Here is a 21486-nt window from a genome sequence, read left to right as displayed (position 1 = left end):
AAATTAGGAAATTTAAATTATGGGAAAAAATATCATAGTTTTAGGTACTCAATGGGGAGATGAAGGAAAAGGAAAAATAATTGATTTATTATCAAATAGAGTTAATTATATTGTTCGTTATCAAGGTGGTCATAATGCAGGTCATACTTTGGTTGTGAATGGAAAAAAAATTGTTTTGCATTTGATACCATCTGGTATTTTAAGAAAAAATATAACAGGAATTTTAGGAAATGGTGTAGTAATTTCACCATATGTTTTTTTAAATGAAGTAAATATGTTAGAAAAAAAAGGATATTTTATAAAAAATCGTATAAAAATTTCAAATTCTTCTTTTTTGTTATTGAAATATCATGAGTTAATGGATATCTTTAGAGAAGAGCAATTAAAAAAAAAGAGTGACAATGACTTTTATATTGGAACTACTTGTCGTGGAATAGGACCTGCTTATGAAGATAAAATAGCAAGGAGAGGAATTAGGATTAGTGATTTAAACCATATGGATTTATTAATTTCAAAATTACATAGAAATTTAGATTTCTACAATTTTTTGTTTAGAAAATATTATAAAAAACCCATTATTGAATTTGATTCTGTTATGAAAGAAATTTTAGATACAAGAAATGAATTGTTAAAAATGGCAACAGATATTTCAACAATCTTAATTGATGCTAATAAAAAAAATAAAAACGTAATTTTTGAAGGTGCTCAAGGAACTTTTCTTGATATTGATCATGGGACTTATCCATATGTTACTTCTTCTAATAGTACGTCTGGTGGAGCATCTACTGGATCTGGAATAGGACCTAGATCTTTTGATTATATATTAGGAGTTACTAAATGTTATTTAACTCGAGTTGGATCAGGTCCATTTTTAACTGAACAATTAAATGAAATAGATTCTCATTTTTTTAAATTTGGTAAAGAGTTAGGTTCTAGTACAGGTAGAAGACGTAGAACTGGATGGTTAGATTTACCATTGTTAAGAAAATCTATACAAGTTAATTCTATATCTTCTTTATGTTTAACTAAATTAGATGTGTTAGATGGTTTAAAAAATATAAAAATTTGTGTTTCTTATAGATCTTTAAAAAATAATAAAAAATTTCATGAAGTTCCTGATCATTATAAAGATTGGGAAGATTTAGAACCTATATATGAAATTTTACCAGGTTGGAATGATCGTACAAAAGGAATTAAATTATTTTCTTTATTACCAAAGAATGCTCAAAATTATATTCGTATAATTGAAGAATTAGTAAAAATTCCAATAGATATAATTTCTACTGGACCAGATAGATTAGATACTATTTTTTTAAGATCTTTTTTAAATAAATTAATATAATTTATAAAAAATAATTTTCGTATATTTTAAATGATAATTATTAGGAGATAATAGTATGATGGTAGATATCTACCAAAAAAAGAATAAAAAAGAATGTAATTCAAATTCAAATAGTCGCTTTAATTCTTTTTTAGATTTAAATAGTTCAAATAAAAATAGAATAAAAAAAAAACAGTAATATATTTAAAAAAATTTTCAAAAAAAAAGAAATTATTTATTAATAAAATAACTAAATTTTTAAAAAAAAATAAAAAATCAAGTTTATTTGTAGAATCTAATTCTGATTTTTTTAGATCTTTGAATATTTTTGTTGGGAAAATTATAGGTAATCGAGATGGTTATGGGTTTCTTAGAATTGATTCTTTAGAAAAAGACGTTTGGGTTTCTGTAAATCAGATGAAAAAATGTATACATGGAGATATAGTTTTATCTTTTATTAAATTAGACAAAAATAAAAAAAATAGATTACAAGCTGTTATATTTTTTATTTTAAAAAAAAATAATTCTTTAATAGTTGGAAGATGTTCTATTAAACATAATAATTTATTATATTTTATTCCAAATGATGATCGTTATTCTTTTAAAATAAGAATTAAAAAATATTCGATTGAAAAAAAAATTATATCGAATCGTACGATTATTTCTGTTAGATTGATTAAAAGGCCTAAAAATAATTTAGAAGCAGTTGGAGAAATTGTTGAAGTTTTTGGTGAAAAAAAATCCACTGATTTATCGATTGAAATTTCTTTGAAAACTCATTCAATTCCTTTTTTATGGAGTAAAAAGATATTTTTAGAACTGAAAAAAATTTGTAAAAATATATCTAAAAAAAAATATTCAAATAGAGTTGATTTAAGAAGTATTCCATTTGTAACAATAGACGATGAATCATCTTATGATTTCGATGATGCTATATTTTGTAGTAAACTAGAAAAAAATTGTTGGAAGGTGCTAGTTGCAATCTCAGATGTTAGTCATTATGTTTTACCTGGAACTGAAATAGATAAAGAAGCAAAAAATAGAAGTAATTCAATATATTTTCCTTCCAAAGTTATTCCTATGCTACCAGAAAAATTATCAATTGATATTTGTTCTTTAAATCCTAAAGAGGATCGACTTGTATTGGTTTGTGAAATATTTTTGTCTGATTTAGGAGAAATTATAAAATTCAATCATTTTGAAGCAGTAATTAAATCTTTTTGCAGACTAAATTATTCCGAAGTATATCAGTTTTGGAAAAAAGAAGATAGTTTTTTTTCTAAAAAAAAAAAATATAAGAAAATAATAGACGAATTAAATAATTTACAGGAATTATATTTTTTTTTAAAAAATTCTAAATTTTTTAAAAATAAAATAATGTTTACTACATACGATCCTAAATTTATTTTAGGAGAAAATTCTAAATTAATAGATATTTGTATTAAAAATAAAAATTGTGTTCATAAATTAGTTGAATTTTGTATGATATTGGCTAATACAGTTTCTGCAATTTTTGTAAAGAGAAATAAAGAACCGGCTTTATTTAGAGAACATGACATTCCTAGTTTAGAAAAAATGAATTATTTAAGATTGGTGTTATTGAATAGATTTAATATAGTTATTCCTAAAGGAAATAACTCTAGTTTGTTAAATTATAAAAATATTATAGAAAAGATTTCCAATAATTCAGATCGTATTCTTATAGAAATGATTTTACTACGAACTATGAAACCAGCTGTATATGGAATAAGGAATATAGGTCATTTTGGTTTATCTTTAGATTCTTACGTTCATTTTACTTCTCCAATAAGAAGGTATTCTGATTTATTATTACATCGTTCTATTAAACATTTGTTACGAAGAAATAAAAAAAATGGATTTTCTTCTTTTCTAGAAGGTTCGTTTCATTATTCTAAAGAAGAAATAAAAAAATTAGGAAATATTTGTTCTACTAATGAAAAACGTTCAGAAGAATCGGTAAGAGAAGTTATCGATTGGATGAAATGCGACTTTATGAAAAGTAAAATAAATAATTCTTATATGGGTAAAATTATTAATGTTACTAGGTATGGAGTACTTGTTAGATTAGAAAAATTTTTTATAGATATTTTTTTACATATTTCTTCTTTTAAAAAAGACAAATATATTTTTGATGTAAAAAAAATAAAATTAATTGGTAAAAATAATAAATTAGAATATTCTTTAGGCGATTTTGTTTCTATAAAAATAACAGCAGTATTTTTAGAAAGTGGTAAAATAGAAGCAATTTTAGAAAAATGATTAAGAAATTTAAAATTTGTTTAAAAATTTTTTTATGACTATTAAAAAAATTTTTAATGAAAATTAATGAATTTTTAAAAAAAATGAAAAATTTTTTATTATTCTGATAAATTTATTTGTTTTTTATAAATATTAGAAAAGATATTTCTATATAAATATTTTATTTTTAATTTTTTAGTTTCTTTTCATTTATATTTTTATACATAAAAAATATCTTTTTTAATATTCAGCTACGATATTGAGTTTTAATATTTAGTAATATATTATAATTTTTATTTTTTAGAAAAAATATAAATTTATTTTTGTAAGGAGTAATGTTAAAAGTGCGAAATTATGAAATTGTTATTATGATTCATCCAGATTATAGTGAGAAGGTAACTTCTTTTATTAATGAATATAAAAATATGATTTTAAAAGATAATGGTAAAATACATCGAATAGAAGATTGGGGTAGAAGACAATTATCTTATAAAATAAATAATTTACATAAAGCACATTATTTATTAATGAACATTGAAGTTTATCCATTATTAATAAAAAAATTGGAAGAAAAATTTCGTTTTAATGATATAATAATTAGAAATTTAATCACTTTAGTAAAAAAACCTATATCTAATGTTTCTGTTATATTAAAAAAAGAGAAAGAAAATAAAAAAGTAATACAAGATGAATCAAATACTTTTAAGAAAAGTATTTTACCTCCTAATAGAATTTAAAATATGTATTTTTTTTTTTAATTTTTAAAATTTTTAATTTTATTAGAAAATATATTTATATTTTTTTCTATTTTTTAAAAAGTAATTTTTAAAGGAAGAGTTGTATTATGATTCGTTATTTTAGAAGAAAAAAATTTTGTCGTTTTACGGCAGAAGGAATAAAAGAAATTGATTACAAAGATATCGACATTTTAAAAAGTTTTATTACAGAAAGTGGTAAAATTGTTCCTAGCAGAATTACTGGTACTAAATCCAAGTATCAAAGACAATTATCTAAGGCAATAAAAAAAGCAAGGTTTTTGTCCTTTCTTCCATATACTGATCGTCATCAGTAATAAAATTTAAAATAAAAAATTCATAGGTTTTTAAAATGAAAATAATTTTATTAGAACAAATAAAAAATCTTGGAAAAAAAGGAAGTGTTGTTGATGTGAAACCTGGCTATGCTCGAAATTTTTTATTTCCTAAAGAGAAAGCAATTTTAGGTTCTAGAGAAAATATTAAACATTTTGAAATAGAAAAAAATAAGTTTTCAGAAAATTTAAAAAAAGAAATTCTTATTGCTGAATCAAGAATAGAAAAATTAAAAAAAATTGGAAAAATTAAAATATTTTCAAAATCTGGTTTGAATGGAAAATTATTTGGTTCCATAGGAGTAAAAGAAATTTTTAAATCAATTAATAAATTAGGTTTTTTTATAAAAAAGAATGAAATAAAGTTAATAAATGGGAAAATTAGAAAGTTAGGGGAGTATGAAGTAATTTTTAAACCTCATTATAAATTATTGTCTAGAATAAAAATTCTAGTAGAATAGTGTTATAATGTTATTATTAATTTAATAAAATGAATAAAAAAGTTATTTTTTTATTTTGAAATTTAAAAACATAAGACATTAAGTTATTTATTTATTTATTTTAACAAGGAATTATAAAATTATGTTTGATAAAATTTGTGAAACAATTTTAAAAATAAGCATTTCTATACATAATTTTTGTTTCTAATTTATAAAGTAATTAAAAAAAAATCTCGTTTTTATTATTTTTAATATTATTTTTTTTGAAAAATAATTTTTTAGAAATTTATTAAAAATTTTTAAACAGTTTTTTATAAAAATTAATGATAAATAAATGAAAATAGTTAATTTTAAAGTATTAGACCCAAGAATAGGAAAAGAAATTCCTTATCCTAAATATGTTACTGATGGATCATCAGGAATTGACTTAAGAGCGTGTATAGAAAAAAAAAAGGTTATTTATCCTAATTCAACGTTTATGGTTAAAACTGGAATATCAGTATATATTTCTGATCCTAAAATCACAGCAGTTATTTTACCTAGATCTGGTTTAGGTCATAATTTTGGAATTGTTTTAGGAAATTTAGTTGGTTTAATTGATTCTGATTATAAAGGTGAATTATTAGTTTCTATTTGGAATCGTAGTATTGATAAAAAATTTATTATATTTCCAGGAGATAGAATTGCACAAATGGTTTTTTTACCTGTTATAAAAGTTAAATTAAATAGAGTAATGAAATTCCCTTCTTGCAATAAGAAGAATAGTAGAAAGGAGAAAGGATTTGGTCATTCTGGAATAAAATAATTTTTTTTTAAAATTTTGATTGTATAATTTTGTGTTAATACTACTATTCCTAAATAGTTTGTAAAAGAGGAATAGTAGAATTTTTTTTTATTTCAAACTTAAAAAATATTTTTTATTAATTTTAAAATTAGATTTTTGATATTTTATTTTTTGAATCATTATTTTCTATTTTTATTTTTTCAGGTTTTTCTTCTTCTGGGATTTTGTATTCGAATTTAATGATTAGGATTCCAAGTTTTATTTTTGCTTTTTTAACTTTAATTTTATAATGTAAATTAAATTTTATTGAAAAATTTTGATTTTTAATTCCTTGGTGTATATATTTTTTTTGTTTTTCTGTTTTTTCTGTATTTTGTTTTCCAATAACTGAAATTTGATTGTTGTGTACTGAAATGTTCAATTCTTCTTCTTGGTAACCTGGAACACTAATTTCTAGTTGATAGATTTTTTTTTCATTTTGATATAAATTATATGTTGGAATGTTAGAAATTGGTTTTTCTCCAGTAATTGTACTAAACATTTTATCTATTTGATCAAATCTTTCGGAAAATATATTATGATTGTATCCTGGGATTAAAGAGAAAGAACGATAGGACATATAATTACCTCTTAATTTTTTATTTAACTTATTTTTTTAATAAAAATGTGTTAAGGTATTTAAAATTTTTTTACTGCTATTTTTTTTATATGGGGTTATTTTTCTTTTTTACAATTTTTTTCATTTTAAATTAATAAATAGTTTTTTTGAATTATATTTGATTTTCAAAGATTAATTTTTTCAGTACCGCATAAAATATTATATTTAATTAATTCATCTAAATAAATTAACATTTTTTTTTCTTCTATAATAAATTGAATCAAATCTTTTATGGTTATTATAGAAAATATAGGAAAAGAAAATTGGTTTCTTATTTCTTTTTTTGAATGAGTTTTATTAATACTAAGTTCTTTTCGGTCAAATGCTACTATTGCTGCTAAAATATTATTTTTTTTTAATTGATTAATTGAGTTTTTTATTGAAATACCAGAAGTGATCACGTCGTCTATTAGAATGCTTTTTTTGTTTGTATTTTCATTGCCTATAATATTTCCACGTTCTCCATAAAGTTTTTTTTCCTTTCTGTTAAAAGAAAAAGATACATCTAATTGATTTCTTTTTTTTAAAAAAAGTGATATTGCTACTACTATTGGTATACCTTTGTACGCCAACCCAAATAAGTGATTGAATTTTACTTTATATTTTATAATTGCACAATAATAAAAGTATGCTAATTTTTTTATGTCATTTCCTGTATAAAAAGAAGATGTATTGAAGAAATATGGACTTTTTCTACCTGATTTTAATATAAAATTTCCGAAGTTTAATGCTTTTTTTTTTAGAGAAAAATCTATAAATTCTTTTTTAAAGTCTAACATAAACTAAAAATCCTAGTAACAATTTTAAAAAAGATCATTTCATTTTTTATTTATATTTTTTGGCCCCTGCTGGATTTGAACCAGCGACCAAACGATTATGAGTCGATTGCTCTAACCACTGAGCTAAGGGGCCTTTAATAAAATATTTTAAAACAATTCAAGCTAATATGCTAGTAATCTTTTAGTTTTATTTTTAAAAAACATTATTTTTTTTTTAAAGTGCAAACATACTTTACTTTTTTTAAAACATTTGTTAGTATTTGTTTTAAATCCTCTGTAGTTCAGTTGGTAGAACGGCGGACTGTTAATCCGTATGTCACTGGTTCGACCCCAGTCGGAGGAGAAAAAATTTTAAATCAATTAAAAGAAAAGGTTTTTAAAAAAAATATGGAAAAGGTTTTTACAAAATATTTTCTTTTTTATGATTATGAAACATTTGGACTAAATCCTGCATTAGATAGGATAGCACAATTTTCTTGTATTCGTACTGATTTGAAATTTAAAATTATAAAAAAATACAAAGTATTATACTGTATCCCTCCTATAGATTATTTACCTAACCCAGAATCAGTTATAATAACTGGAATAACCCCTCAAATAACATTTTCTAAATTTGGTTATATTGAACACATTTTTGCTAAAAAAATATTTAACATTTTTAAAAAAAATAATACTTGTATATTAGGATATAATAATATAAATTTTGATGATGAAATGACCAGACATTTATTTTATAGAAACTTTTTTGATCCATACGAATGGTCATGGAAAAATAATAATTCTAGATGGGATATAATTAATATTATAAGAGCTATTTTTGTATTAAGGCCTGATGGAATAAAATGGCCAAAGGATAAAGTCGGGAATCTCATTTTTAAATTAAATAAAGTAACTAAAGAAAATAAAATTATTCATTTGAATGCTCATGATGCTTCTTCTGATGTTAATGCATGTATAGAATTAATGAAATTATTGAAAGATAAAAAACAGAAAATTTTGGATTTTCTTTTTTTTTATAAGACTAAAAAAAACATTTTATTTTTAATAAAAAACACAAAAATTAATTCATTTGTGTATGTTTCTAGTTTTTTTGGTTCAGAAAAAAAATTTATGTCTATTATATCAATAATTTTTTTTCATCCTGAAAATAGAAATATTATAATATTTTTTGATCTTTCAAAAAATTTTTCTATTTTATTAAATTTTTTAAAAAATGTTAAAATGGATAAATGGACTTTAGAAGTTTTTTTTTCTTTAGGTATTAATTTTATATATATTAATAGATCTCCTGTTTTAGTTCCTCAGTCGTTTTTGAGAAATATTGATTACCTTCGTCTTAAAATAGACAAAGAAAAATATTATTTAAATTTTAGAAATTTAAATAATCATATTTTTTTTTTAAAGAAAAAGTTGCTTAATTTTTTTTTGGAAGAAAAAAATTTTTTTAAGAATAAAAATCCTAAATATAAAAGTTTTAATGTTGATGAAAGTTTATATGATTCTTTTTTTAGTTTTTCTGAAAAAAGAGCTATTAATTTAATTCAATCTTCTTCTAGTTATGAAGAATTAAAAAAAATAAAATTTGAAAGTAAAAGAATTAATGATTTGTTTTTTAATTTTAGAGGAAGAAATTACCCTGAAACTTTAAGTGAAGATGAAAAACTAATTTGGAAAAATAAATGTAAAAATTCTATTAGTCCAATTGTATTATTTGAATATCGTAAAAAAATTATTTTTTTATTAAAAAAATATCAGAATGATAATCGAATTTGTTTGTTATTAAATGATCTTTTAAAATATATTATTTTTATTAAAAATAAAATTTTTAAATAAATAATTTTTAATTTTTAAATAAAAAATTTTTCATTTCATTTTCTAAAATTTTTCTATCTTTTTTTTTTAACATATTTAGTTTTTTTTCATTAATGAAAATTGTTTGATGTTTAATCCAAATACTCCAAGCTATTTCAGAAATATTTTTATAAATTTTTTCCCCTAGAATTCCAGGATAAACTTTTTTTTTTAATCCTTTAGTTTTTTTTTTTAAATAAATACAATAAATTATTTTATTCATATGATTTTTTTATATTTTTATTTCTTTTAGTTTATTTAATATTTTTTTTATTGGAGAAGGAATTGCGATTTTTTCTTTTTTTTTTGAATTTAGATTGTACCATATTTTTTTTTTTTTTTCTAAGAATTCAAATTTTTTATTTAATGTGAATATTAATATTGGTTCTGCAACTATTTTATAGTTAGTATATTGAAATTTTTGTTTTTCTAGAAAAATGATTTTTTTATATTCTATGTTTCTTTTTTCTATCCATAAAAGCATTTTTTGTTTATTTTGAAATTCTGGGAAGGAAAACAAATCTTTCCAAATTATTTTTTCTTCTATTTTTTTTAAAAATATTTTTTTTTCTTTGTAAAGTAGTAAAAAAATTATTTTTTTTAATATTTTTTTTAATTTAATATTTTTTGGATATTGATTTACTTGATTATTTTTGTAAGATAAACATATATTATTTATTGGGCAAATTGTACATGAAGGTGTTTTATAAGTACAAATTGTTGCACCTAAATCCATTATTCCTTGATTGAATTTTTCGGTTTGATAAATTGGTGTAATATTATTAATTATTTTCCATAATTTTTTTTGAGTAGAACTTTTATTTATTGGTTCTTTTATTAAGAAACACCTTGATAGTATTCTTTTTACATTACCATCTAAAATAGAGAAAAAAAAATTATTAGCAAGAGATAAAATAGCTCCGGCTGTAGATTTTCCAATTCCTGGTAGTTTTATGAGTAAAAAATAATTTTTTGGAAATTTATAATTATATTTTTCTTTTATTATTTTTGTTGTTAAAAATATATTTTTTGCTCTATTATAGTATCCTAAACCACTCCAAAAAAATAAAATTTTGTTTAATGATGCTTTGGAAAGATTTTTAATTGTAGGAAATTTTTTTATAAATTTTAAGTAGTATGGTATTACAGTTACGACTTTTGTTTGTTGTAACATAATTTCTGATATCCATATTTTATACATGTTTTTTTTAATTTGCCAAGGTAATTTTTTTCTTCCATATTTATGGAACCAGTTGATAATCGATTGTGCAATTTTATTTGATTGGTTCATAGTTTTTGTTGTTAGATTTTAAATATTTATGTTTTTTAGTTATTAGTATTAAAAGAGGATTTTATGGAAAATATAAAAGAAAATAATTTTCTTAAAATACAACATAAATCTAATTTAAACATATCTACCTCATTTAGGTATAGAATCAGTTCTTTACAGAGAAAATCAATAGAAAAATATTATCCATTGTTTGGATTAAAATATCAAAATTTTTCTTTTGATTGGATAAAAATTTTTGGAAGATCTAAACCAATAATATTGGAAATTGGTTTTGGAAATGGAGATTCTTTAATTAATTCTGCAATTGAAAATCCAAATAAAAATTTTTTAGGAATAGAGTTATATCTTCCTGGTATAGCAATTGTTTTACAGAAAATAAATGATTTTAATTTAAAAAATATAAGAATTATTTATTTTAATGCTATAGATGTACTTATGAATTCGATTAGTGAATGTGAATTATCCGAAATTAGGTTATTTTTTCCAGATCCTTGGCCAAAAAGAAAACATCATAAAAGAAGAATTGTTCAAAAACAATTTCTTAAAATCGTATATAGAAAATTAAGTTTAAAAGGAAAACTGCATATAATAACAGATTCTGAATCATATTTTCTTCAGATTTTAAAAAATATAAAGTCATTAAACTGTTATATAGACTTATCGAAGAATAGAAATTATTTAAGTAAAATCCCTTGTGGGATTTTAACTAAATTTGAAAAAAAAGGAATAAAATTAGGAAATAGAATTTTTCATTTGTTTTTTTTATGTAAAAAATAAATTATCATTTTTATAAAAATATTTCTAATAGATCGTTTAGAAATAATTTTCCATTGTTTGTAGTTTTCCAATTTTTTTTTGTTTCGATTAAATATCCTTTTTTTTTGGCTTTATTAATTTCAACATTAATTTTTTTAGGTTTTATTCCAGTAAATTCATAAAAATGTTTTTTGGATATTGATTGAAATAATCTAAAATTATTAACAAAATATTCAAAAATTCTTTTTTTTTTTTTTATTAATTCTATTTTTTCAATATAGCATTTTTCTTCCATGTATTTTTTAATTTTATTTTTTTTTACTATTCTAATGATACTTCCGTTTTCTTTTGTTATTTTGCTATGAGAAGCACAGCCAATTCCTAAATAATCTCCATATTTCCAGTAATTCAAATTGTGTTGACATTGATATCCTTTTTTAGAATACGATGAAATTTCGTATTGTTTGTAATTTAATTTTTTTAGTATTTTTTTTCCTTCTTGTAAAATTTTCCAAGAAGATTCTTCTGATGGTAATTTAGGGGTTTTATAAAAAAATAATGTTTTTGGTTCAATTGTTAGTTGATACCAAGAAATATGTTTTGGTTGAAATTTAATTGCTGTTTTTAGATCTAATATTCCTTGTTTTATGGATTGATTAGGAAGTCCATACATTAAATCTACGTTAAAATTTATATTCGGTATTTTTACGAGTTGTTTAATTACATTTTTAGTTTCATGTGAATTATGAATTCTTCCAATATTTTTTAATAATTTAGAATCAAAACTTTGTATTCCTATTGATATTCGATTAATTCCAGAATTTAAATAATTTAATATTTTATTGCTTTCTGTCGTATTAGGATTTACTTCAATTGTAATTTCAGCGTTTTTAGATAAAAAGATATTCTTTTTTATTTCTTTTATTAAAAATTGAATTCCTTTTTCAGAAAATAAACTAGGAGACCCACCTCCGATAAAAATTGTTTTTATTTCTCGATTCAAATAATGTTTTTTATTACTGTATAAATCTTTTAATAAATGATCAATATATTTTTTTTCTGGTATGTTTTCTTTTACAGGAAATGAAGAAAAGTCACAATATGGACACTTTTTTGTGCACCAAGGTATATGGATATATAAACTAAGAGGGGGTAATTTTTTCATTTTTTTTTAAATTAATAACCAGCTTTCTAAAATTATAGCCGCTGATTGTGAATCAATTAAGTTTTTTTTTAAAAATTTGTAACCTTTGTATTTGAAAATTAAATTTTTTGCTTCTATTGTAGTAAGTCTTTCATCATGCAAATATACTTTGGTACCAAATTTTTTTTTTATTTGTTTTGCAAATCTTTCTGATTGATATGTTACTTTTTGTTTAGAACCATCAATATTTAATGGTAATCCTACAACTACACAAATAGGTTTCCATTCTAGAAATATTTTTTTTAAGTTAATCCAATCAGGAATTCCTTTTTTAGTAGTAATAGATGTCAGTGGTCTTGCAGTATATGTGAGTTTTTGTCCAATAGCTACTCCTATACTTTTAGTTCCAAAATCAAAGGCTATAATAGTCATTTTTATTATTTTTATATTAAAATATCTTCAATCATTATTAATTTCAACGTTTAAAAGAAACATTTGTTATTCTTCGTTGTATTTTGTTTCGGAATAGTTATCAAATCTAGACCAATTTTTGTTAAATGTTAAACGTATTGTTCCAGTAGGTCCATTTCTTTGTTTTCCAATAATTATATCTGCAGTTCCTTTGAGATCACTGTCTTTATTATATACTTCATCTCGATAAATAAAAATTACTAAATCTGCATCTTGTTCTAATGATCCAGATTCTCGAAGATCTGAATTGATAGGTCTTTTATCTGATCTTTGTTCTAATGATCGATTTAGTTGAGATAAAGCAATTATTGGAACTTCTAATTCTTTGGCTAAAGATTTTAACATTCTAGAAATTTCTGCAATTTCTAGTGTTCTGTTATCTGATAAATAAGGTACTTTAATTAATTGTAGATAATCAATCATAATTACGCTAAGACCATGATTTTCTCTATATATTTTTCTTGCTCTTGATCTAATTTCACTTGGAGTTAAAATCGAAGAGTCATCAATATAAATGTTTTTCTTTTTTAATAAAATATTTATTGTTCCTGAAATTCTTGACCAATCTTCGTCATTCAGTTGTCCTGTTCTTATTTTAGTTTGTTGAACTCTTGATAATGATGCTAACATTCGTATCATAATTTGTTCACTTGGCATTTCTAGACTAAAAATTAATACTGGTTTATCATATATCATTGAAATATTTTCGCATAAATTCATTGCAAAAGTGGTTTTTCCCATCGAAGGTCGTGCTGCAATAATGATAAGATCAGATTGTTGTAGACCAGAAGTTTTTTGATTTAGATCGTGATATCCTGTATTAATTCCAGTAATACCATCATATGAATTAGAAAATAATTTTTCTATTTTAGATAAGGTAATATCAAGTACTTTTTCTATATTTTTAGGACCTGATTCTTTTTTTGATCTTTTTTCTGTGATTTTAAATATTTTAGATTCTGCATAATCTAATAATTCAGAACTATTTTTTCCTTGTATTTCATAAGCAGAAGAAATGACTTCATTACTTGTTTCAATTACTTCTCTGATTATAGCTCTTTCTCTTACTATATTCGAATAGGCAACGATGTTAGCTGTACTTGGAGTATTTTTTGATAATTCAGCTAAGTACGCAAACCCTCCTACTTTTTCTAGTTCTCCTTTTTGTTCTAATGATTCAGATAAAGTAATTAAATCAATAGGATTTTTTGAATCGAATAGATATTTCATTTCTTGAAATATTATTTTATGTGGTTTACTAAAAAAATCTTCTATTACTATATGTTCTGTAACTATGTCCCATTGATCATTATCTAACATTAATCCTCCTAATACTGATTGTTCAGCTTCTATAGAATGAGGAGGGGTTTTTGTTAAATATTTCTTTTCATTTATTTTTTTAGGATTTTTGTCTGCCATATTAGATAAATATCAAAATTTTTGTTTTTTTAGTTGGATTAAAGAAAGTGTATTAATAATAAACTTAGATATTATCTAAATAATTTAATGTTAATTTTTCACTCTTTTTTTAGTTTAAAAAAAATACTAATTGTTCTTATTTTACAATAAGAAAATTAAAAAATCAGTGTTTGATAAAATCAATTTTCCATTTTTTTATAATAGCTGTTAGAATTTATAAAATTTTTTATTTTTATTTTTTTAAAACGAATAGAATAGTAGATTTTTTTTAAAAAGAAATACTATTTTTAAAATTTTTTTTTAATTAGAAATTTTTTTTAGTTTTTTTTTATAATTTTTTAAGAGATATTTTTTTATTTATAATGTATTATAAATAAGTATACTATTCATGAGATAAATAAATAAATTATTATTTTTTTGTTATATTTTATATGGTGAATTTATTTTTATTCAATATTTAATTTTTATTTTTTGGAGTGAATTATTATGGCTAGCAGAGGGGTTAATAAAGTAATTTTAATTGGTAATTTAGGTCAAGACCCTGAAGTTCGATATATGTCTAACGGTAATGCTGTTACAAATATTAATATTGCTACTTCTGATGTTTGGAAAGATAAAAATACAGGTGAATCAAAAGAAAAAACAGAATGGCATAAAGTAGTGTTATTTGGGAAAATAGCAGAAATTGCAGGAGAATATCTTCGAAAAGGTTCTCAGGTTTATATAGAAGGTTCACTTCAAACTAGAAAGTGGCAAGATCAAAACGGATTTGAACGATATACTACGGAAATAGTTGTAAATATTTCAGGAACCATGCAAATGTTAGGTGGTCGAAATTTATCTAATGACAACAATACTATTTCTTCTAACAGTTTTGAAAAGAATAAAAATGTAAAACATAAAAATAAAATAGAAGACAATGATTCTTCTTCTACAAATGTAGTTGACAATGATAAAAAAATGGAAAAAGATATTTTAGATCCTTTAGATTTTGATGAAGAAATTCCTTTTTAATAAAAAATAAGTAAAAAAAGAAATGAAATAAAATTTCATATTTTTTTTTTTTAGTTTATTTTCTTAAGTTTTAAAAAAAAATTATTTGTCTTTAGTTTTGGATGTTAAACATTTTACTATCCTATAATTAATAGAAATTAATATTTTTTGTATTAGAAAATAGTTTTTCTATATAAAATTCTTCTTGTATAGCAAATATTTTTTAGATTTTTTTGATTTTTTTATTTTTAAAGTGTTCATTTTATAATAATGATTTTTATAAAAAAAATATATTTTCTTGATTTAAAAGAACTTAATAAGTTAAAATAAGTTAATTATTTTTCTTTAATTGAAGAAAATTATGATTTATATTTCAACAAAAGCTCAAAAATATTTTAGAACATTATTATTGTCAGAAAGTAAAGGAACTCAAATTACAGTTTTTATAGATAATGTAGGAACTGTTAATGCAGAAGGAAAAGTTGCTTTTTTTACAGAAAAAAAAAACAGCAATGAAGATTATAGAATTTTTTATTATAATGGATTTATGGTTTATATAAAAACTATTTTTTTACAATATTTGAAGGATTCTGAGATTGATCTATTAGAAGATAGATTAGAAACCAGATTAATTTTAAAAGCTCCAAATATAAGGAATAGGAATTTTGGAACTAATTCTTTACGTTTACAGATAGAAGAATTCATAGAAAAAAAAATAAATACTGAGTTGCTATCACATGGAGGAAAGGTTTCATTAGTTGAAATTAGTTCTGATGGAGTAGTAAAAATACAATTTTTAGGTGGATGTAATGGTTGTTCTATGGTTTCTTTAACTTTAAAAGAAGGTGTTGAAAAGAAAATAATTTTATCGTTTCCTGAAATAAAAAGTGTTGAGGATGTTACTAATCATATTTCTGGAAATCATTCTTATTTTAGTTAATAAAATAAATTTTTTTAGTTAAATCGTTATTTTTAAAAAATTTTTTAAGTTTATTATTTTATTGTGATTTCTCCACGAAGGTTTTTTTGCATTTTTTTTTTTATTACTTTATTAGAAAGATTTTGACTTAGTAAAAAATATAATTTTGTTAAAGCAGCTTCAATTGTTAAATCATGTCCACTGATGACTCCTATTTCAGCGAGATAACTACCGGTGGCATATTTATTCATATTAACTTTTCCGTACATACATTGTGTTAAATTAATAATTATTATATTTTTTTTTAATGCTTTTTCTAATTCTTTTAAAAAATTTTTTTTTTGTGGAACATTTCCACTTCCGTATGAACATAGAATAATTGCTTTTACTGGTTGTAATAAAAAATATTTTATTATTTTAAAAGAAATTCCTGGGTAAATTCTAATTAATCCAATTGGTTGTGAATTAATTTTATTTATTTTTAGTTTTTTTTTTTTTGTTTTTTTATTTAAGTGAGATTTTTTAGAGTAATTAACATTGATTCCTATTTCTAATAATGGATCTAGATTTGGAGAATCAAATGCATCAAATCCATTTGTGTTTTTCTTTGTAGTTCTATTACCTCTATATAATTTGTTGTTGAAAAGTAAAGTTACTTCATTTATTGGATAGTTGGTTACTAAAAATAAAGCGTTAATAAGATTTTGTCTTCCATCAGATCTTATTTCAGACAAAGGTATCTGAGATCCAGTGATAATAACTGGTTTTTGTAAATTTTCTAATATAAATGATAATGCTGAAGCTGTATAAGCCATTGTATCAGTTCCATGTAATATAATAAATCCGTCGTATTTATAATATTTTTTTTTAATATCAATTCCAATTGTTGTCCATTCTTTAGGAGTTATGTTTGAAGAATCTATAATTGGTTGATATTCTTTAATGGTAAAAAGAGGCATTTTAGTGGAATAAAATTCTGGCATTTTGTATAGTTGTTTTTGCAAATATCCAGAAATAGGAATATATCCATTTTTTGATTTTTTCATACCAATAGTTCCTCCTGTATATGCTATATATATTTTTTTTTTTTTCATATTTTTTCCATATATTTTTATTTTTTTCTTTCAAAAAAAATATTAAATAAAATTGTTTTTTATAGTTGAGAATAATAATCTTTAAAAAAATAAATTTATATAAAAATTTTTATTTTTTAAATTAGTTAGTTTAAATTAATTTTTGTTTTTTTTAATTAAATTTTTTTATTATAGTACATATTTTTATTTTTTTAAAATAAAACGAGATATAAAAAATATGTTGAAAAGAGATTTTTCAGAAATAAAAAAAAGGAAAACTTTTGCTATTATTTCTCACCCTGATTCAGGAAAAACTACAATTACTGAAAAAATTTTATTGTTAGGAAATATTATTCGTTGTTCTAGTATAAATCGAATAAAAAAATCTAATAAAAATTTAAAATCTGATTGGATGAAAATTGAACAAGAAAGAGGTATTACCGTTACTACTTCAGTAGTACAATTTTTTTATGGAAAACATGTAATAAATTTATTAGATACTCCGGGTCATGAAGATTTTTCTGAAGATACGTATCGAATTTTAACTGCAGTAGATTTTTGTTTAATAATTATTGATTCTTCCAAAGGTGTAGAAGATCGTACAAAAAAGTTAATGGAAGTTGTTTCATTACATAATATTCCTATATTAACTTTTATAAATAAAATAGATAGAGAAGGAATTAGTACAATTTTTTTGTTAGATCAGATAGAAAAAGAATTAGAAATTTTTTGTTCACCTATTGTTTGGCCATTAGGTCGCGGAGGATCTTTAAAAGGAATATATAATTTTCAAAATAGTTCTTTTATAAGTAGAAACATTAAAGGTAGTATTTTAACAAATGAGAAACAAAAAAAGTTAGAATTTATTAATATAGAAGAAAGTTTAAAGTCAATTTTAAAAAAAAAATTTGAGTTTGATATTTTTTTAGATTTTAAAAAAGAACTAAAATTAGTGAAAAAAAAATATTTTTCATTTTCTGTTGATAATTTTTTAGATGGAATAATAACTCCTGTTTTTTTTGGTAGTGCATTACATTCTATTGGTATTGCTCCTATGTTTGATTTTTTAATAAAATATGCTCCAACTCCTAAAAAAAAAAAAAGTGATGTTCGTATTGTATTTTCTAATGAAAAAAAATTTTCTGGTTTTGTTTTTAAAATTCAAGCTAATATGGATTTAAGACATCGAGATAGGATTGCTTTTTTAAGAATTGTTTCTGGAAAATATTTTTCAGGAATAAAATTAAAACAAACTAGAACTGGAAAATTTTTTATTATAAGAAAAGCTATTTATTGTTTAGGTAATGAAAGAAAAATTGTGAATAAAGCATACCCTGGAGATATTATTGGAATCTGTAATAATAATTCTATAAAGATAGGAGATACTTTTACTGAAGGAGAACAAATTAAATTTTTAGGAATACCGAATTTTTCTCCAGAATTTTTTTGTTCTGTTTCTTTAAAAAATCCAATGAAAAAAAAACAGTTGTCAAAAGGATTAACACAAATGTTTGAAGAAGGAGCTATACAAATTTTTAAACCTATTGTGAGTAATTGTATTATTTTAGGGGCAGTTGGAAAGTTACAGTTTGACGTGATATCAAGACGATTACAAATCGAATATCAAGTAGAAATAGTTTTAAAAAAAGTAAATATAGTCGCTATAAGATGGGTTTTTTGTAATGATATTAAGAAATTAAGATTTTTTAAAAATAATAACTCTATGCAGTTAGCGTTTGATAATGAAGATTATTTAGTATACATTGCAACTAGTTTATTTGAATTAAAAATGATAGTTAATAAAAATCCAAATATAATTTTTAAAAAATTTAGAGAATGTTAAGTTTTTTAAAGTTGATTTTTTAATAAGAATATTTTGAACATATTAGGAAGTTTTTATGAAAAGAGTTTTTCTAATTATATTAGATTCTTTTGGTATTGGTTCTTGTATGGATTCTTATGAATTTGGAGATTATGGAGCAAATACATTTGGTAATATAGCTAAAATGTGTTTTTTAGGAAAGGCAAATAATGGAAGATCAGGTGTTCTTTCAATACCTAATTTAATGTCTTTAGGAATAGGAGAGATATTTAAAGAAGTTACTGGAAATTATCCTTTAGGTGTGAAAAAGACAAAATTTTTACAAGGCTGTTATGCTTATTCTTCTTCTATTTCTAAAGGTAAAGATACTTTTTCTGGTCATTGGGAAATTGTTGGTGTTCCTATATTTAAAGAATGGTTTTTTTTTAATAAATTAACAAATAGTTTTTCTAAATCGCTGTTAAATAAAATTAAAAATGATTGTGGTTTAACTGGAATCTTAGGAAATTGTCATGCTTCAGGTACAGAGATAATAAAAAAATTTGGAATTGAACATTTATTAACAAAAAAACCTATTTTTTATACTTCTTCAGATTCTGTATTTCAAGTTTCTTGTCATGAAAAAGAATATGGATTAAATAATCTTTATGAACTTTGTAAGAAAATAAGAATTATTTTAAATAAAAATAAAATTAATATAGCTAGGGTTATAGCTCGTCCATTTATAGGTAATAATCCAGAAAATTTTAAACGAACTGAAAAAAGAAAAGACTTTTCAATTATTATAAATAAAAAAACAGTATTGGAAAAATTAATTCTTGAAAAAGGAGGATCGGTTCATGCTATTGGTAAAATTTCGGATATTTTTTCTGGAATTGGAATTACTAGTTCAATATCTACTCAAGATTTATTTGATTCTTTTGAAAAAACTATTAAAGCTATTAACTGTTGCTCAAGAAATTCTATTGTTTTTTCTAATTTCATAGATTTTGATTCTTTATGGGGTCATAGAAGAGATGTTTCTGGTTATGCCAAAGGGTTAGAATATTTTGATTTTAATTTACCTCGTTTATTAAATATTTTAAAAAAAGATGATTTATTAATTATAACAGCAGATCATGGTTGCGACCCAACCTGGATAGGAACTGATCACACTCGGGAATATGTTCCTATATTAATTTATAAAAAAAAAATGAAGAATAAATTTTTAGGTTGTAGAAAAACATTTGCAGATATTTCTCAAACTATATCGGAATATTTTGGAATTTCTAGAATGAATTATGGTGATAGTATTTTATAGGATTTTTAAAATTTAATTGTATTTAATAAATATTAATTTTTTATTATTTTTAGGAAATTAGAATGAATACTCCTCATATAAGTGCAGAAAAAAATAGTATATCAAACGTAGTATTGATGTCAGGTGATCCAATTCGAGTAAAATATATTGCAGAAAGATATTTGGAAAAATCAGTTTTAGTAAGTAATGTAAGATCTATGCTAGTTTATACAGGTTTTTATAAAAATAAAAAAGTATCAGTAGTTGGACATGGAATAGGAATACCCTCTTGTTTAATTTATGTTCAGGAATTAGTGGATTTTTATAAAGTTAATAAGATTATTAGATTAGGAACTTGTGGTTCAGTTCGTAATGACATAAATTTATGTGATAAAATAATTGGATTAGGAGCTTGTACAGATTCTAATGTAAATAGATTATTATTTGAAAATTATGATTTTTCAGCAATTGCAGATTTTAATCTGGTGTTAAATTTGGTTAGATCCGCAAAAAGATTGGGATTAAAGTTATTTTTGGGAAACATTTTTAGTACTGATTTATTTTATTTTTATAAGGATAGAAAACGTATAGATTTAATGAAAAAACGAAATATTTTAGGAATAGAAATGGAAACTGCTGGATTGTATGGTTTATCTTCAGTATTAGGTGTTAGATCTGTTTCTATTTGTCTAGTTTCAGATCATATTTTGAATAAAAAAAAAATTTCTATTTCAGAAAGAATTGTAGGATTTGATGAAATAATATTATTAGTTTTAGATTCTATTTTGTTAAATAATAAATATAATAATTTAAATTTTTGATTTAAAAATTAATTTTTCTTTTGGTGAGAAAGGGATTCGAACCCTTGATACGAATTTATTTTCGTATACATGCTTTCCAGGCATGCTCCTTCATCCTCTCGGACACCTCACCTTTTTTAAAATAATATTAATATTATTGATTTAATTAAAATATAAATCAATTTATTAAATTGATATAAATAATTTTATTAAAAAATATTTTTTTACGTTTTTTAAATACTTTTTATTTTTTTAAAAATTAAATATATACTTAAAATTTCAAAAAATTTTAGTAAAAATAAAAAATTTAATTTTTAATTAAAGAAATTAATAACAT

The 21486-nt window shown here is 21.8% G+C and carries 21 protein-coding genes and 3 tRNA genes; 14 read left to right on the top strand and 10 right to left on the bottom strand.

Annotated features, from left to right (window positions below; translation table 11 throughout):
- The first annotated feature begins 19 nt into the window (after window positions 1–19).
- The 6 genes from AB4W66_RS02395 (at window position 20) to dut (ending at window position 5915) form a co-directional block, all read left to right on the top strand.
- On the top strand, window positions 20–1342 hold the full coding sequence (locus AB4W66_RS02395; protein WP_367674841.1) for an adenylosuccinate synthase: 1323 nt from the start codon (window positions 20–22) through the stop codon (window positions 1340–1342).
- 177 nt (window positions 1343–1519) lie between these two features.
- Complete coding sequence (rnr, locus tag AB4W66_RS02390; protein WP_367675094.1) at window positions 1520–3601, top strand: ribonuclease R; 2082 nt, start codon at window positions 1520–1522, stop codon at window positions 3599–3601.
- Window positions 3602–3924: 323 nt separating this feature from the next.
- Window positions 3925–4317 carry a 30S ribosomal protein S6 gene (gene rpsF / locus AB4W66_RS02385; protein ID WP_367675093.1) on the top strand — a complete coding sequence of 131 codons (393 nt, stop codon included), beginning with the start codon at window positions 3925–3927 and terminating at the stop codon, window positions 4315–4317.
- A 107-nt stretch (window positions 4318–4424) separates the two neighbouring features.
- Entirely contained in the window at window positions 4425–4652 is a 228-nt protein-coding gene (gene rpsR, locus AB4W66_RS02380; protein ID WP_367674840.1) for a 30S ribosomal protein S18, read from the top strand.
- Window positions 4653–4687: 35 nt separating this feature from the next.
- Window positions 4688–5131, top strand: a complete 444-nt coding sequence (gene rplI / locus AB4W66_RS02375; RefSeq protein WP_367674839.1) for a 50S ribosomal protein L9 — start codon at window positions 4688–4690, stop codon at window positions 5129–5131.
- A 313-nt stretch (window positions 5132–5444) separates the two neighbouring features.
- Window positions 5445–5915, top strand: a complete 471-nt coding sequence (dut, locus tag AB4W66_RS02370; RefSeq protein ID WP_367674838.1) for a dUTP diphosphatase — start codon at window positions 5445–5447, stop codon at window positions 5913–5915.
- A gap of 127 nt (window positions 5916–6042) precedes the next feature.
- Here dut and AB4W66_RS02365 read toward each other — a convergent pair whose 3' ends face one another.
- The 3 genes from AB4W66_RS02365 to AB4W66_RS02355 all read right to left on the bottom strand — a co-directional run bounded on the left by AB4W66_RS02365 (window position 6043) and on the right by AB4W66_RS02355 (window position 7464).
- Window positions 6043–6513 (bottom strand): Hsp20 family protein, encoded by a 471-nt coding sequence (locus AB4W66_RS02365; protein ID WP_367674837.1) that lies wholly within the window; start codon window positions 6511–6513, stop codon window positions 6043–6045.
- A 164-nt stretch (window positions 6514–6677) separates the two neighbouring features.
- Window positions 6678–7331: an orotate phosphoribosyltransferase gene (gene pyrE, locus AB4W66_RS02360; protein ID WP_367674836.1), complete on the bottom strand. Its 654-nt coding sequence runs from the start codon at window positions 7329–7331 to the stop codon at window positions 6678–6680.
- A 60-nt stretch (window positions 7332–7391) separates the two neighbouring features.
- Window positions 7392–7464, bottom strand: a tRNA-Ile gene (locus AB4W66_RS02355).
- Window positions 7465–7601: 137 nt separating this feature from the next.
- On the opposite strand from AB4W66_RS02355, the gene AB4W66_RS02350 reads away from it, so the two are divergent.
- Together AB4W66_RS02350 and sbcB are read left to right on the top strand one after the other, a co-directional pair.
- Window positions 7602–7674 (top strand) — tRNA-Asn (locus tag AB4W66_RS02350).
- Window positions 7675–7718: 44 nt separating this feature from the next.
- The gene (sbcB, locus tag AB4W66_RS02345) at window positions 7719–9164 is read left to right on the top strand and encodes an exodeoxyribonuclease I (RefSeq protein WP_367674835.1); all 1446 of its coding nucleotides are present in this window, start codon (window positions 7719–7721) and stop codon (window positions 9162–9164) included.
- 7 nt (window positions 9165–9171) lie between these two features.
- On the opposite strand, the gene AB4W66_RS02340 is transcribed toward sbcB, so the two are convergent.
- Both AB4W66_RS02340 and mutY read right to left on the bottom strand, forming a co-directional pair.
- On the bottom strand, window positions 9172–9405 hold the full coding sequence (locus AB4W66_RS02340; RefSeq protein ID WP_367674834.1) for an oxidative damage protection protein: 234 nt from the start codon (window positions 9403–9405) through the stop codon (window positions 9172–9174).
- Between the two features lie 9 nt (window positions 9406–9414).
- On the bottom strand, window positions 9415–10473 hold the full coding sequence (gene mutY / locus AB4W66_RS02335) for an A/G-specific adenine glycosylase (RefSeq protein WP_367674833.1): 1059 nt from the start codon (window positions 10471–10473) through the stop codon (window positions 9415–9417).
- Between the two features lie 63 nt (window positions 10474–10536).
- Between mutY and trmB the strand changes: the two genes are divergently transcribed.
- A complete protein-coding gene (gene trmB / locus AB4W66_RS02330; RefSeq protein WP_367674832.1) occupies window positions 10537–11250 on the top strand; it encodes a tRNA (guanosine(46)-N7)-methyltransferase TrmB in 714 nt (237 codons plus the stop codon).
- A gap of 10 nt (window positions 11251–11260) precedes the next feature.
- Here the strand turns inward: trmB and hemW are convergent, their stop codons facing one another.
- From hemW to dnaB, 3 genes are read right to left on the bottom strand one after another with little or no spacing between them, the layout of a single operon-like run.
- Complete coding sequence (gene hemW, locus AB4W66_RS02325) at window positions 11261–12394, bottom strand: radical SAM family heme chaperone HemW (RefSeq protein ID WP_367674831.1); 1134 nt, start codon at window positions 12392–12394, stop codon at window positions 11261–11263.
- Between the two features lie 6 nt (window positions 12395–12400).
- On the bottom strand, window positions 12401–12814 hold the full coding sequence (ruvX, locus tag AB4W66_RS02320; protein ID WP_367675092.1) for a Holliday junction resolvase RuvX: 414 nt from the start codon (window positions 12812–12814) through the stop codon (window positions 12401–12403).
- Window positions 12815–12871: 57 nt separating this feature from the next.
- Window positions 12872–14263 (bottom strand): replicative DNA helicase, encoded by a 1392-nt coding sequence (gene dnaB / locus AB4W66_RS02315; protein ID WP_367674830.1) that lies wholly within the window; start codon window positions 14261–14263, stop codon window positions 12872–12874.
- 486 nt (window positions 14264–14749) lie between these two features.
- On the opposite strand from dnaB, the gene ssb reads away from it, so the two are divergent.
- Window positions 14750–15277, top strand: a complete 528-nt coding sequence (gene ssb, locus AB4W66_RS02310) for a single-stranded DNA-binding protein (protein ID WP_367674829.1) — start codon at window positions 14750–14752, stop codon at window positions 15275–15277.
- A gap of 340 nt (window positions 15278–15617) precedes the next feature.
- On the top strand, window positions 15618–16196 hold the full coding sequence (locus AB4W66_RS02305; protein WP_367674828.1) for a NifU family protein: 579 nt from the start codon (window positions 15618–15620) through the stop codon (window positions 16194–16196).
- A 53-nt stretch (window positions 16197–16249) separates the two neighbouring features.
- Here AB4W66_RS02305 and ansA read toward each other — a convergent pair whose 3' ends face one another.
- Window positions 16250–17269, bottom strand: a complete 1020-nt coding sequence (ansA, locus tag AB4W66_RS02300; RefSeq protein ID WP_367674827.1) for an asparaginase — start codon at window positions 17267–17269, stop codon at window positions 16250–16252.
- A 217-nt stretch (window positions 17270–17486) separates the two neighbouring features.
- Here ansA and AB4W66_RS02295 point away from each other — a divergent pair, with 217 nt between their 5' ends.
- From AB4W66_RS02295 to deoD, 3 genes are all read left to right on the top strand, one after another.
- Complete coding sequence (locus tag AB4W66_RS02295) at window positions 17487–19091, top strand: peptide chain release factor 3 (protein WP_367674826.1); 1605 nt, start codon at window positions 17487–17489, stop codon at window positions 19089–19091.
- Between the two features lie 55 nt (window positions 19092–19146).
- Entirely contained in the window at window positions 19147–20370 is a 1224-nt protein-coding gene (locus tag AB4W66_RS02290) for a phosphopentomutase (protein ID WP_367674825.1), read from the top strand.
- Window positions 20371–20432: 62 nt separating this feature from the next.
- Complete coding sequence (gene deoD / locus AB4W66_RS02285) at window positions 20433–21170, top strand: purine-nucleoside phosphorylase (RefSeq protein ID WP_367674824.1); 738 nt, start codon at window positions 20433–20435, stop codon at window positions 21168–21170.
- 21 nt (window positions 21171–21191) lie between these two features.
- On the opposite strand, the gene AB4W66_RS02280 is transcribed toward deoD, so the two are convergent.
- Window positions 21192–21282, bottom strand: a tRNA-Ser gene (locus AB4W66_RS02280).
- Window positions 21283–21486 lie beyond the last annotated feature (204 nt).

Source organism: Buchnera aphidicola (Tetraneura ulmi) (genome assembly GCF_964058925.1).
Lineage (GTDB): Bacteria > Pseudomonadota > Gammaproteobacteria > Enterobacterales > Enterobacteriaceae > Buchnera_D > Buchnera_D aphidicola_B.
Note: the sequence above shows the minus strand (reverse complement) of the source record. Positions and strands in the feature narration are given on the sequence as shown.

Excerpts from the sequence above, each read along its gene's own strand:
- AB4W66_RS02305 (WP_367674828.1), top strand. The coding sequence starts at position 15,618 with ATGATTTATATTTCAACAAAAGCTCAAAAATATTTTAGAACATTATTA.
- AB4W66_RS02365 (WP_367674837.1), bottom strand. The coding sequence starts at position 6,513 with ATGTCCTATCGTTCTTTCTCTTTAATCCCAGGATACAATCATAATATA.
- AB4W66_RS02295 (WP_367674826.1), top strand. The coding sequence starts at position 17,487 with ATGTTGAAAAGAGATTTTTCAGAAATAAAAAAAAGGAAAACTTTTGCT.
- mutY (WP_367674833.1), bottom strand. The coding sequence starts at position 10,473 with ATGAACCAATCAAATAAAATTGCACAATCGATTATCAACTGGTTCCAT.
- AB4W66_RS02395 (WP_367674841.1), top strand. The coding sequence starts at position 20 with ATGGGAAAAAATATCATAGTTTTAGGTACTCAATGGGGAGATGAAGGA.
- rplI (WP_367674839.1), top strand. The coding sequence starts at position 4,688 with ATGAAAATAATTTTATTAGAACAAATAAAAAATCTTGGAAAAAAAGGA.
- dnaB (WP_367674830.1), bottom strand. The coding sequence starts at position 14,263 with ATGGCAGACAAAAATCCTAAAAAAATAAATGAAAAGAAATATTTAACA.
- hemW (WP_367674831.1), bottom strand. The coding sequence starts at position 12,394 with ATGAAAAAATTACCCCCTCTTAGTTTATATATCCATATACCTTGGTGC.
- AB4W66_RS02340 (WP_367674834.1), bottom strand. The coding sequence starts at position 9,405 with ATGAATAAAATAATTTATTGTATTTATTTAAAAAAAAAAACTAAAGGA.
- trmB (WP_367674832.1), top strand. The coding sequence starts at position 10,537 with ATGGAAAATATAAAAGAAAATAATTTTCTTAAAATACAACATAAATCT.
- ssb (WP_367674829.1), top strand. The coding sequence starts at position 14,750 with ATGGCTAGCAGAGGGGTTAATAAAGTAATTTTAATTGGTAATTTAGGT.
- AB4W66_RS02290 (WP_367674825.1), top strand. The coding sequence starts at position 19,147 with ATGAAAAGAGTTTTTCTAATTATATTAGATTCTTTTGGTATTGGTTCT.
- dut (WP_367674838.1), top strand. The coding sequence starts at position 5,445 with ATGAAAATAGTTAATTTTAAAGTATTAGACCCAAGAATAGGAAAAGAA.
- sbcB (WP_367674835.1), top strand. The coding sequence starts at position 7,719 with ATGGAAAAGGTTTTTACAAAATATTTTCTTTTTTATGATTATGAAACA.
- rpsR (WP_367674840.1), top strand. The coding sequence starts at position 4,425 with ATGATTCGTTATTTTAGAAGAAAAAAATTTTGTCGTTTTACGGCAGAA.
- ansA (WP_367674827.1), bottom strand. The coding sequence starts at position 17,269 with ATGAAAAAAAAAAAAATATATATAGCATATACAGGAGGAACTATTGGT.
- deoD (WP_367674824.1), top strand. The coding sequence starts at position 20,433 with ATGAATACTCCTCATATAAGTGCAGAAAAAAATAGTATATCAAACGTA.
- pyrE (WP_367674836.1), bottom strand. The coding sequence starts at position 7,331 with ATGTTAGACTTTAAAAAAGAATTTATAGATTTTTCTCTAAAAAAAAAA.